The sequence below is a fragment of the Protofrankia coriariae genome (assembly GCF_001017755.1).
Lineage (GTDB): Bacteria > Actinomycetota > Actinomycetes > Frankiales > Frankiaceae > Protofrankia > Protofrankia coriariae.
Window position 1 is genome coordinate 38,978 of record NZ_JWIO01000034.1, and the last position, 12,161, is coordinate 51,138.

Consider the following 12,161-nt stretch of genomic DNA (forward strand, 5'->3'; position numbering starts at 1 on the left):
TCGGCCCGCCAGCGGCCCCAGGCCGCGACGGTCTTCCCATACGACAGCGGCGACCTCAGGCGTTTCCGTGAGCTGCAGCAGCTCGCCTACGCCTGCGCCGAGCGGGTCGGGGCCTGGCTGGAGCCCGGCGTGACCGAACGCCAGGCCAGCGCGCGGCTGGGCCGGGAGCTGGCCGCCGCCGGCGTCCAGGACTTCTTCCACGTCCCCTTCGCCTGGTTCGGCGACCGGACCGCCTTCCGGCACTTCCACACGCCGCTGCAGTTCTTCCCGAGCCGGCGCAGGCTCGAGGAGGGCATGCCGTACATCCTCGACTGCGCTCCCGTCATCGACGGCTACACCGCCGACATCGGGTACGCCGGCCGGGTCGCAGCCAGCCCCGTCTGGGACAGGATCGACCGTGACCTGCGCGAATACCGCGATCTGATCGTCGTCGAGGCGCGCCGGCGCACACCGTTCAACGAGATCTACGCACGGGTGGACGCGCTCATCGCCCGTCACGGCTACGACAACCGGCACCGGGTCTACCCGGGGCGGGTCATCGGCCACCAGGTCACCCGCACGATCGCCCGTGGGCCCGCCGGAGTCAGCGTCCTCGGCTTCGGCATACGGACGTTGCAGACCCTCGGGCGCGAGTTCCTCGGCGAGCGCCGGTACGGCCGGTCACCGCTGTGGGCCGACGGCCGTGCCTCCCGGCACGCGCCCACACCCGGGCTGTGGGCGGTCGAGCCGCACGTCGCGTTCCGCGATGTGGGCCTGAAGTTCGAGGAGCTGCTGGTGGTCACCGACGACGACGCCTACTGGCTCGACNACGTACGCCGCTGGCAGCGGGCCGCGGACACCTCGTCGGGCACCTCGTCGGGCATCGCGACGGATACTGCGGTGGCGGACATCGCGACGGATGTTGCGGTGGAGGCGCGATGAGGCGGCGGACGGTCGTCTCCGCCGGTGTGCCGCTGGCCGTGTACGAGCAGGGCAACCCGGCCGGGCCGACGGTACTGCTCGTGCACGGCTACCCCGACACCCACTGGGTCTGGGACGACGTCGCCGCGGCCCTCGCCGCCGACGGCCACCACGTGGTGCGCTACGACGTGCGTGGCGCCGGAGCCTCCGGGGCTGCGAAGGGGGTGCGCGGCTACCGTCTGCCTCAGCTTGCGGACGATCTGTTCGCGGTGGCCGACGCGGTCAGCCCGCACCGGGCGGTGCATCTCGCTGCCCACGACTGGGGGTCCATCCAGGCCTGGGAGGCCGTGACCGACCCCCGGGCGGCGGGCCGCATCGCCTCCTACACCTCCCTGTCCGGGCCCTGCCTGGACCACGTCGGCCACTGGGCGCGGCGACGGCTCGCCCGTCCCACCCCGCGTCACCTCGGCCAGCTGCTCACCCAGGCCGCGCACTCCTGGTACATCGGCGTCTTCCACCTGCCGCTGCTCGCCCCTGCGGTCTGGCGGCTCGGCCTGGCCGCGCGGTGGGGGTACGTGCTGGCGTCCACCGAAGGGGTCATCCCGCGGACCAGCCACCCGCAGCCCACCCTCGCCACCGACGCCGTACACGGGATCGCGCTGTACCGGGCCAACATGCTGCCCCACCTGCTGCGGCCACGGCAGCGTCCGACCGCCGTGCCGGTACAGCTGATCACCCTCGTCCGGGACCGCTACGTCAGCCCCGCGCTGGGCGACGACCTCGACCGCTGGGTGCCCCACCTGTGGCGACGCACCCTGACCGCCGGGCACTGGTCCGCACTGCTCGAGAAAGGCCCCACCGTGGCACAGATGATCAAAGAAATCGCCGCGCACGCCGACGGCGCGCCCGCCTCGCCCGCCCTCGAGCGAGCCGCCGTCTCGAGCCGGGAACGGGCCGCCGGCCCGCGCCGGCCCCAGCGCCCACGCCTGCGTTGGGGCCGGGGCCGGGGTCCCGGCCTGGAGCGGGCGGCTTTCGCCGGGAAACTGGCCGTCGTCACCGGCGGCGGCAGCGGCATCGGACGAGCCACCGCGCTGGCCTTCGCCGAGCACGGCGCCGCCGTCGTGGTCTGCGACCTCGACCTGGCCACCGCCGAGCGCACCGTCGAACTCGCCCGCCTGCTCGGCGCCCCCGCGGCCCACGCCCACCGGGTGGACGTCGCCGACAGCGCCGCCGTCGACACCTTCGCCAGGGAGGTGGCCGCGGCCCACGGCGTCCCCGACATCGTGGTCAACAACGCCGGTGTCGGCCACGGCGGCACCTTCCTGCAGACCACCGAGAAGGAGTGGCAGCACATCCTGGAGGTCAACCTCGGCGGCGTCGTTCACGGCTGCCGCGCCTTCGCCACCCTGATGGTCGAGCGCGGGGAGGGCGGCCACATCGTCAACGTCTCCTCCGCCGCCGCGTACCTGCCCAGCAAGGTCCTTGCCGCCTACGCCACCAGCAAGGCCGCCGTCTACATGCTGTCGGACTGCCTGCGCGCCGAGCTCGCTCCCGCCGGCATCGGCGTCAGCACCATCTGCCCCGGCCTCGTCAACACCAACATCACCCGGACCAGCACCTTCTCCGGCCGTTCCGCCGACGGGCTCGACGCCACCCGCGACCGCTTCGCCGCGCTCTACGCCAGGCGCAACTTCCCCCCGGAGAAGGTCGCCTGGCAGATCCTGCGCGCCGTCCGGGAGAACAGGGCCGTCGTCCCGGTCACCGTCGAGGCCAGGGCCGGCCGCGTTCTCAGCCGGCTCTCCCCGGCTCTGACGCGCGTCGCCGCCCGCATCGACATCGACTGACGACCGGGGCCCTGTCGCCCCCATCCGATCTCTCAGCCGACGCCCATCCGCCCGTGTGCTCCCGTCACCGCCGGCTCGTCCTGCCGCGGGCCCGAACGAAGAGGCCTGAACGGAGAAGCCTGAACGGAGAGGACAGCCATGACGCTCGTCCAGGCTCTGCTGCGGTCGCCGGTGGTGGCGGCCCTCACCTCGCCGCACGGCGTGGACCGTTACCTCGAGCTGGTCAACCCGATGTGGGCCGTGAACGAGATCCGGGCCCGGGTCGTCCGCGTCGAGCCCGAGACCCACGCCGGCGCCCCGGTCGCCACGCTCACCCTCCAGCCCACCGGGAGCTGGCCCGGCCATCTCGCCGGCCAGTACGTCCAGCTCGGCGTCGAGATCGACGGTGTCCGTCACATCCGGTGCTTCTCGGTCTCCTCGCCCGCCTCCGGCCGCGGCGGCCGCATCACGATCACGGTGCGTGCCAACCCGGACGGGGTCGTTTCCAGCTACCTCGTCGGCCGTGCCCGGCCGGGCCTGGTCGTCCACCTGTCGCGGGCGGCCGGCGCGTTCACCGTGCCCGAGCCGCCGCCGCGCCAGCTGCTGTTCATCTCCGGCGGCTCGGGCATCACCCCGGTGATGTCGATGGTCCGCACGCTGCTGCGGCGCGGCTACGGCGGCACCATCACGTTTCTGCACTACTCACGGTCGCCGGCACACCAGATCTTCGCCGGCGAGCTCGCCGCGCTGCCCCCGAACGTCCACGTCCACCTGGTCCACCCGCGGCAGGGCGGTCGCCGCCTCACCCCGGCCGAGTTGTCCCGGCTGATGCCGGGCTACCGGGACGTCGACACCTGGGCCTGCGGCCCGGCGGGCCTGATCGAGAGGATCCAGGACGCCTACGCCGGCAGCGACCGGCTGCGCGTGGAGTACTTCCGGCCGCCTGCCGTACGCGGCCCGGCCGGCGGTGAGGTGATCTTCACCAGGGCCGGCGCCACCGTGGCCACCGTGCCCAACAGCGGGGCCACCCTGCTCGAGCAGGCCGAGGCCGCCGGGCTTGCGCCCACGTTCGGCTGCCGCATGGGCATCTGCCTGTCCTGCACGTCCCACAAGACCGAGGGGGTCGTCCGCAACGTGCGTACCGGTGAGGAGTCGCGCCAGCCCGACGAGGACATCCGCATCTGCGTGTCCGCGCCCGTCGGCACCTGCGCCGTCGAGATACCTGTGCCGTCGAGATAGAGGCCGCCCACCGGCACCCGGAAGACCGGAAGACCGGAAGAAAGGAAGAACCGTGACCACCTCGCCCGTCACATCTGCCCGGCCCGCCGCACCCAGCCGTTTCACCACACGCGCCCGGCCGCCCGCGCCCGCCCGGTCCACCCCGCCCACCCGGCCTGTCATGCTCACCGCCGAACAACTTGCGGCGTTCGGCGCCGAGCTGGACGCGATCCGGCAGCGGATCATCGACGATCTCGGTGAGAAGGACGCCGCGTACATCCGCAGGGTCGTCAGGGCCCAGCGTGCCTTCGAGGCCGCCGGCCGCGCGCTGTTCTACCTGCCGCCGGCCTGGCCGCTCGCGGTTGCCTCACTCAGCGTGAGCAAGATCCTCGACAACATGGAGATCGGCCACAACGTCCTGCACGGCCAGTACGACTGGATGGGTGACCCGGATCTGAACTCCCGTGGGTACGAGTGGGACACCGTCTGCCCCAGCGGGCAGTGGAAATACTCCCACAACTACATCCACCACACCTACACCAACATCGTCGGTCGGGACCGCGATCTCGGCTACGGCCTCCTGCGGATGGGGGAGGAGCAGCGGTGGGAGCCGAGATGTCTCGGTAACCCGCTCTACGCCTTCCTGCTGATGCTCCTGTTCGAGTGGGGTGTGCTGCTCCACGACCTGGAGGTCGACAGGATCGTCACCGGTGAGCGGACCTGGGCCGACACCAGACCCCTGCACCGGGGCATGCTGCGCAAGGTCCGCAACCAGACGCTCAAGGACTACGTCCTCTTCCCGCTGCTCACCGGGCCTCGGCTGCTGCCCACTCTGGCCGGTGACGCGCTGGCGAACCTCGTCCGCAACGTCTGGGCGTTCACCATCATCTTCTGCGGCCATTTCCCGACGGGTGTCGCCACGTTCTGCGAGGAGGAGACACGAGACGAGAGCCGCGCCCACTGGTACTACCGCCAACTGCTCGGCTCCGCCAACATCACCGGCGGCCGGCTCTTCCACGTCATGACGGGCAACCTGTCCCACCAGATCGAGCACCACCTGTTCCCCGACGTCCCGGCCCGCCGTTACCCCGAAATCGCCGCCGAGGTCCGGGAGATATGCCGGCGTTACGGCCTGCCGTACAACACCGGTCGGCTGTCCAGGCAGTTCTTCTCCGTCGAGAAGAAGATTTTCAGGTTCGCGCTGCCGCCCGCGGAGAAAACCACCGGGCCCACCAGGACCGCCGCCGCGCACCGCATGGCTGATCGCGTACGCGGGATCCGCCGCCAGCGGGAGAAGTTCGTCGGGACGGCTACGGTTTCCCGCCGCGTGGTCTGAGCGGTCGCGGTCCAGACCACCCCCGACAGCCCCGAGGGAGACCGTCTTCACGGAGGCCCGGTTTTTCAGGGCTACCACTGATGCCGGCCGCCTTCGGGCGAAGCAGACTCGCCACTGTGAGCAGTCACGTCCAGTGACGTGGCGCGACGACAGCAGGCGCGCATCGGCCCGGGGCGCGCCCGCTTCCCGCCGAGAGGTGGCTCCCCACGGTCCCACCGGCATGGCGAGAAGTTTTCCGCCGGGCTTTGCCAAGAAAGGGGTGGTTGCGATGCCGCAACACATTCGAAAATACTGGGGGAAGCAGCACGGACGTCAACTGCTGAACTTCAACTGGGGGGCGATAAACGCCAACTCGATCGTGCACGTCGCGGCCAGCGAGTATCTTCCGGTGACCGACCCGGACGCGCACGGCGGGTTCGTCGACCAGAACCACCAGCGGTTCATCGGGGCGGCGAACGTGACGGTGTCCAATATCGCCCCGCACGGCGCGCCCTGGGATCCGAACAACGGGGTGACGTTCGTCGTCAACGTCGACTGGCCCAGCCCGATATACATCGTCACGGACATCACGGTCTTCGACGAGGGGCCAGTCGAGATCCAGAACTAGAGAGTGGCTTTCGGCAGCTCCACCCCCGGCCAGTGGGGGAGCTACCGAAAGCTGTCCGAGGTTGCGGATGGACGGCCTGGAAGGCTCAGACGAGCTGGCGGATGATGCCCTGCTCGACGATGCCGAAGCCGGTGTCGCCGCGGTCGGTGCGGATCTCGACGAACTCGTCGTAGGCGCTCAGCGTCGGCGCCGTGCGCTCCCAGCCCATCGGTACCCAGAAGCCGGCGGTCCGGCGGGTACGGCGCAGGCGCAGCCGCTGCCCGTCGGCGAGAGTGACGTCGACCGCGGCGAACAGCCCGGACGCGTCCCGCGTGATCGGCGCGACCGCGGACACCGCGAGCGCGGTGTCGTCGTCCAGCCGGAACCCGGCGGTGCGCTCGCCACCGTCGGGCTGGGCGAAGCGCAGCCCGACCAGCCCGTGGCCGGGGAAGACCGCCATGAGCGCGAAGTACTCCGGCATCGACACGGACTCGTCCCGGTAGCCCCAGGTGCGGTCGCGGAAGCCGACGCCGTCGACGGTGGTGGTCTCACCGGCCACCTCGGCCTCACCGGCGACGCGGGCGAACTGTTCGACGTGCTGCAACGGCGCGTCCCGAACGAGGTCGGCGACTATGTCCGTGGCACGGTAGTCGCCGATCGTGAACAGCGGGGCGAGCTCCAGCTTCGCCCGCAGCCCGGGCGCGTCGACGGTGATCCTGCCCGCCAGGTCGAACGCGATCGACGGGCTGGTGAAGCTGGCGGGCGCGAGTTCCTCGGCCACCTCGGCGGTGCGCCCGCGCACCGACAGGCTCGCCCGAGCCAGGGTGTCCCTGGAGTTCGGCGACGTGGAGACGTGGATCGTCCCGTAGACGTCGTGTTCGGGGTCCCAGAATCCCAGGTACGCGTTGTCCTTCCACGGCGCTGATTCCGCCGGTGGGTGTTCGCGAATCGGATGTGCCAACGCCCCCCACGCGTCAACTGACAGACCGGCCATGTTCACCTCTTTGTATGGAACGTCTGTATGGAACGATCGTTCACGGAACGAGGCCGAATACTATCGCGTGCGACACGGTGCGAACTTCGGGGCTGCCACTCTCCAGAAGGGTGCTTCGAATCTTCGGTCGTCCGTCGGCTCTGCTGCGCAACCGTCGGTGACGGACGCGGTGGCCGGGCCGGGCCCGTCGCCCCGCAGGCCCCGAAGTGCGCTGGCCCGGGCAGGACGGCGGCCGCCGTTATGAGGAACCGGCCAGGTGGTCCCGCGACTACCGTGCCCACGGCGCGCCGGCCCGGGGCCCGGCCGGATCCTCGACAGCGGACTACGAGCGATCAGTGAAACTACGAGTGGTCCGTGAAACTACGAGTGGTCAATGAACAGCGCGTTCACGGGACAGTTGTACACGCCCTGATCGGCGTTGTCCTCTAACCCCTCGGGTACTGGTTTGTCCTTGCCGATGTTGCTGTAACCCTGGTCGTCGAGGGTGAATATCTGTTCGTCGATCATGTTGCACTGGCCATGTGCCTCACATTTGCTGTTGTCGACGCTGACCTTCACGGTCGTCACCATCCATCATTCGTTCAGAGGCCTGTGGTGTTCGTGCGGCCAACCGTCAGCGGTTCTCGCGGCCGGAGACCGCGGACCATGCCCGGGACAGTCGTGACCCACGGGGATAGGGCGGGCACGGTGACGAAACGGCGTTGATCTGTGCCCGCTGCCCGGTGGCACCGTACGGTCCCGACTATGCGCCGCGCTGCGCCGGGAACTCCAGGTGAAGCTTCTTCATGCTGCGGAGGATCCCGGTCTCGTACTCGGGCCGGGTGCCGGGCTTCAGGTTGAAATCGGGGATACGGCGGAGGAACTCCTCGAGGGCGACCTTGATCTCCAGGCGCGCCAGGTGGGCGCCGATGCAGCGGTGGACACCGACACCGAAGGCCGAGTGGGGGACGCGCTCCCGGAAGATGTTGCACTCCCTGGGGCTGTCCAGGGCCTTCGGGTCCCGTGACGCCGCCGCGTAGTTCAGGAGAACGAAGTCACCCTCCTTGAAATGGTGCCCGCCTATCTCGACATCCGTGGTCACGGAACGGCCGAGCGCGACCACCGGTGGGAAGTACCGGACGAACTCCTCGGCCGCCTGGGGGATCAGGCTCGGATCGTTCACCAGCGCCTTGCGGTCCTCGGGGTGGGTGGCGAGGTGGGACATGGCACCCGACATGACGAACGTCGCGGTCACGATGCCGCCGAGCGCGAGGTCGGTGATGATGGAGACCCGGTCCTGCCAGGGAGCCGGCTCGTCGTTCTCGTATTCGACACCTGCCGCGATCACGTCCACCACGTCGCCGCGCGGCGGCTCCTTGGCCCGGCGGCCCAGGTACTCGCCGAGATGGACGAATGCCCTGGTCAGGTTCTCGGTGCGTTCCTCCTTGGGCCCGTAGAAGCCCGCGTCCATGTGCTTGATGAGCATGGGGACGTCGTCGGTGGGCAGGCCCAGCAGGTTCTTGAACATCGCCGAGCCGGGCAGCACCGACGAGAACTCCTTGATGTACTCGCATTCACCCCTGTCGATGAAAGCGTCGATGAGGGTGACGGCCTCCGTCCGGATGGAGTCCTCGAAGGCGCTGATCGCGTCCGGGGAGAAGTAGGGGTTCAGCGCGTTCCGCCAGAGGTTGTGACGGGGCGGATCCGACTCCTCCGGCATCAGGTAGGGGCGTTCCGGGTCGCGGTTGGGCTCGAAGCCCTTGGCGCTGCTGAAGGTCCGCCAGTCCTGGCCGGCGCGCTTGACGTCCTGATACCGGTTGATCAGCCAGTACCCGTTCCCGACATTGCTGCGGGTGACCGGGCATCTGTCCACAAACTCGTCGAGGACCTCGTAGAAGCGGTCGTTGAACTCCGGGTCCTCGATGTCGAAGTCGGAGAAGATGTCCCTTCGGAATCCTTCGCTCGTGGTCACAAGAGCACCTCCATTGAACGTGCGGTTCGGGTCGCGCGGTAGCTGGCTGGTTTCCCGTGGCCGAGGAACGGCATGCTGGTGGGCGCCGGTCGGCGCCAACTGCGACCGATATGCGGTCGTGGGCCAGGCCGCTGACGGCCGGAATACGTCACTGCACCGTCGCGGCGGCGGTGAGGATTCGGGTCGGACGCCCCGCGGTCCGACCTGTTGCGTGCGACTGTGCTGCCCGAGTGTCGGTGTTCGGTGCCAGGATTGCTGTTGGCGCACCATCCTGCGTCCGTACGGGCTAACGTACCGTCCGGGTACCTCCTGTCTTTTGGTACAGTTTCCCTTCGGTGCAATACAAACATACGTTTGTTTTTATGAACATAACAGGCGCTACTTGATCTGTCAAGTAGGTCACAGTCGAGCGTCACCCGGAGTTCGCGATGAGGCATAGTCCCAGGTCAGGAGCCTAATCTGGATCGCACCCCGGGCTTTGGCCATCGGTACCGGGGTCGCGGGAAACCGCGTGGCCGGCCGTGCGCGGGTGTGCTGGCGCAATGTCCTGCCACCCTGTTGCCGGGCGGGCCGCCGTGGCTCTCCGGATCGACGCGTGCCGCTGTCGTGGCAGGTGCCGATCCGCGTTCCCCGTCCGGGAAAAGGAGTGAAACAAACCGTTGTTTTTTTCCCTGGGCGGGCCTAGTATCGGGGCGAATGATCGTTCGATCGAATGGATCTTGGAAAGGGGAGCGACGTGGCTGGGCGACTCGAAGGGAAAGTTGCTGTCGTCACCGGGGCGGGCTCGGGAATCGGCACCGGCATTGCCGAGGAGTTCGTGAAAGAAGGGGCCAGGGTCGTCGCCGTCGATATCTCGGGCCAGCAGGAGGAGGTCGCCAAGCGACTCGGGAGCGACTGCTACGCGGTGCACGCCGATGTGTCGAGGGGTGCGGACGTCCGGAGCATGCTGGACGCGGCCGTCTCCCATTTCGGAAAGCTCGACGTCCTTTGTAACAACGCGGGTATCGACGGTGCGGTCGCCCATACCGGTGAATATCCGGAGGAAGAGTTCGACCGGGTCTTCGGTGTGAACGGGCGAGGGGTGTTCCTCGGTATGCGCTACGCCATCCCGAAGTTACTCGAGAACGGCGGGGGAACAATCGTCAACACGGCGTCGATGGCCGCGATGGTCGCTTTCCCGGGAATGCCCGCCTACTGCGCGGCAAAGGGCGCCGTGGCCATGCTGACGAAGACCGCGGCGGCGGAGTACGCGAGCCGGAACATCCGTGTCAACGCGATCTGCCCGGGGCCGATCCGGACACAGATCACCGACAGCCTCCCGCCGGAGCTCATCGAGGGCGTGGTCAGGGCGACACCGCTGGGACGATACGGGACCCCCACCGAGGTGGGCCGGCTGGCCGTCTTCCTGGCGAGTGACGAGTCGTCGTTCATCACCGGTGACACGATCCTGATCGACGGTGGTTACACCACCCTCTGATCGCCTCTGATCGCCGCGTCGGGACATCACGTCGATACGTCCGCCGGGCGTATCCGCCGACCCCCGGCACCACCCGGACCAGGCATGGTCCAGTGGCGCCGGGGGTCGGTGCTGCCAGGAGTGGCCGGCATCGCATGTGCGGCCGGCATCATGAGTTCAGCGTCGGATCGGTTCTGGCCCGTATCCGATATCCGCCGGACGCGGTTCCTATGATCGGTCGGCCACCGGATCCCCTGATCCGAGGTAACTGTTGACGAGCGCGTTGTGATCCAGCGTGTCCGGCGTCCCGTTGAACACCACTTTCCCGCGCCGCAACACGACGACAGCGTCCGCGAACTCGACCGCGCGTTCCACGTACTGCTCGACAATGACCAGCGACACCCCGCTCGCGGCCAGCTGCCGCAGCGACGCGAAGATCTCGTCGATGATCCGTGGTGCCAGGCCCATGGAGACCTCGTCCACCAGGATGACCTGTGGATTCGACAGGTAGGCCCGGCACAGCGCGAGCATCTGTTGCTGCCCCCCGGAAAGAGTGCCGGCAACGTCGTCGAGCCGTTGCCGCAGTGCGGGGAAGGCTTCCAGCGCCCGGTCGGATCTGATCTCCGGAAGCCACGGTGGCCGCAGCAGACGAAGGTTCTGCCGCACGGACAGGGATCGGAAGATTCCCCGGCCCTCGGGGATGAGGCACAGGCCGGCACGGGTACGCGCATACGGCGGAGTGTCCGAATGGTCGGCGCCGCCGATCGAGATGTGGCCGTGCTGCAGTTTGTTCAGACCCGCCGCGGTGCGCAGGAGCGTCGTCTTGCCCGCGCCGTTGGCGCCGAGGAGGGCAACCACGCCGCCTGCCGGCACGTCGAGGTCGACCGCTCGCAACACCGTCGACCGGCCGTAACCCGACTGCGTTCCCCGCAGCGAGAGGGCATACGGTTTCGTGTCGCCCGCGATGGCGGCACCATTTGCTGCTGTCATGACATCACTTCCCCGACGGGCTGCCGCGTGACGGTTTCGACGGCGTCGCCCCCGAGATAGGCGGCCCGCACGAGCGGGGACGCCATCACCTCGTCGGGCGTTCCGTCGAAGACCGGTTTACCGAAGTCCAGGACATGGATGTGGTCGCATATCTCGTTGACGAGCGCCATGTCGTGTTCCACGAGCACGATGCCGATTCCCCGGTCCCGCACGACGCGCTGGAGGGTCTCGCCGAACCGGCTGGTTTCCGCCCGATCGAGGCCGGACGACGGTTCGTCGAGCAGGAGGACGCGGAACGGTCCGGCGAGGCCGCGGGCCAACTCGACCCGCCGGCGCAGCCCCGTCGACAGGGTTCCGACGAGTGATTCCGCGACATCATCCAGCTCGCAGAGCCGGATGGCTTCTTCGGCGCTCTGCCTGATGAGGTTCCGTTGCCCGCTCGAACTCAGGAAGTGGCTGAGCGGATTGGCCCCGGCGAAGTTGCCCTCCGCTCCCAGCGCCACGTTCTCACGTACGGTCATCGAGTCGAACAGTTCCATCTGCTGGAACGTGCGGCCGATACCGAGCCGGGCCCGAACGGCCTGGCCCCGCCGGGAGATGTCGTGGCCGTCGAAGGAGATCTTCCCGCTCGTCGGTCGGAGCACCCCTGAGCAGGCGTTTAAGGTCGTGGTCTTTCCGGCCCCGTTCGGACCGATCAGACCGGTGATCTGTCCGGTCCGGGCTTCGAAGGAGACGCCGTCCACGGCCACCAGGCCGCCGAACCTCACCCCGAGCCCGCGTACCGCGAGCGTGCCGACAGCGACCTTGGGGCGGGTGCTGGCAGCGGCGCTGGCACTGCTCCTGGCGTCGGCGCCGGTGCGGGCGCCGTGCGCGCGCGGCCTGCGTGTGAGCGGCTGGCGACCGAGCC

10 protein-coding genes and 1 pseudogene (1 of these 11 cut by a window edge) are annotated in these 12,161 nt (G+C 69.0%); 6 read left to right on the forward strand and 5 right to left on the reverse strand.

Annotated features, from left to right (window positions below; translation table 11 throughout):
• The 5 genes and pseudogenes from FrCorBMG51_RS18425 to FrCorBMG51_RS18445 form a co-directional block, all read left to right on the forward strand.
• Positions 1-921: pseudogene (locus FrCorBMG51_RS18425) on the forward strand (M24 family metallopeptidase); the annotation flags it as partial.
• Positions 918-2,744 (forward strand): SDR family oxidoreductase, encoded by a 1,827-nt coding sequence (locus FrCorBMG51_RS18430; RefSeq protein ID WP_047224297.1) that lies wholly within the window; start codon positions 918-920, stop codon positions 2,742-2,744. The pseudogene FrCorBMG51_RS18425 and the gene FrCorBMG51_RS18430, both read left to right, overlap by 4 nt.
• A 138-nt stretch (positions 2,745-2,882) precedes the next feature.
• Positions 2,883-3,962 carry a ferredoxin reductase gene (locus tag FrCorBMG51_RS18435; RefSeq protein WP_047224298.1) on the forward strand — a complete coding sequence of 360 codons (1,080 nt, stop codon included), beginning with the start codon at positions 2,883-2,885 and terminating at the stop codon, positions 3,960-3,962.
• Between the two features lie 52 nt (positions 3,963-4,014).
• Positions 4,015-5,277: a fatty acid desaturase family protein gene (locus tag FrCorBMG51_RS18440; protein ID WP_047224299.1), complete on the forward strand. Its 1,263-nt coding sequence runs from the start codon at positions 4,015-4,017 to the stop codon at positions 5,275-5,277.
• A gap of 268 nt (positions 5,278-5,545) precedes the next feature.
• The gene (locus FrCorBMG51_RS18445; protein ID WP_047224300.1) at positions 5,546-5,884 is read left to right on the forward strand and encodes a hypothetical protein; all 339 of its coding nucleotides are present in this window, start codon (positions 5,546-5,548) and stop codon (positions 5,882-5,884) included.
• Between the two features lie 85 nt (positions 5,885-5,969).
• Here the strand turns inward: FrCorBMG51_RS18445 and FrCorBMG51_RS18450 are convergent, their stop codons facing one another.
• From FrCorBMG51_RS18450 to FrCorBMG51_RS18460, 3 genes are all read right to left on the reverse strand, one after another.
• Positions 5,970-6,857, reverse strand: coding sequence for a hypothetical protein (locus tag FrCorBMG51_RS18450; protein WP_047224325.1), 888 nt, complete (start codon positions 6,855-6,857; stop codon positions 5,970-5,972).
• A 360-nt stretch (positions 6,858-7,217) separates the two neighbouring features.
• Positions 7,218-7,415: a ferredoxin gene (locus FrCorBMG51_RS18455; protein ID WP_047224326.1), complete on the reverse strand. Its 198-nt coding sequence runs from the start codon at positions 7,413-7,415 to the stop codon at positions 7,218-7,220.
• 184 nt (positions 7,416-7,599) lie between these two features.
• A complete protein-coding gene (locus FrCorBMG51_RS18460; RefSeq protein WP_047224301.1) occupies positions 7,600-8,808 on the reverse strand; it encodes a cytochrome P450 in 1,209 nt (402 codons plus the stop codon).
• 736 nt (positions 8,809-9,544) lie between these two features.
• Here FrCorBMG51_RS18460 and FrCorBMG51_RS18465 point away from each other — a divergent pair.
• Entirely contained in the window at positions 9,545-10,285 is a 741-nt protein-coding gene (locus tag FrCorBMG51_RS18465; RefSeq protein WP_083731252.1) for an SDR family NAD(P)-dependent oxidoreductase, read from the forward strand.
• Positions 10,286-10,492: 207 nt separating this feature from the next.
• Here FrCorBMG51_RS18465 and FrCorBMG51_RS18470 read toward each other — a convergent pair whose 3' ends face one another.
• The gene (locus FrCorBMG51_RS18470) at positions 10,493-11,254 is read right to left on the reverse strand and encodes an ABC transporter ATP-binding protein (RefSeq protein WP_013873299.1); all 762 of its coding nucleotides are present in this window, start codon (positions 11,252-11,254) and stop codon (positions 10,493-10,495) included.
• Positions 11,251-12,161: the final stretch of a branched-chain amino acid ABC transporter permease/ATP-binding protein gene (locus tag FrCorBMG51_RS18475; protein WP_047224303.1), read on the reverse strand. 1,861 nt of this gene lie beyond the right edge of the window; 911 of the gene's 2,772 nt are visible here — the last part of the coding sequence; its start codon lies off the right edge, out of view — the gene reads right to left on this strand; the stop codon is at positions 11,251-11,253. Before FrCorBMG51_RS18475 ends, FrCorBMG51_RS18470 begins: the two co-directional genes overlap by 4 nt.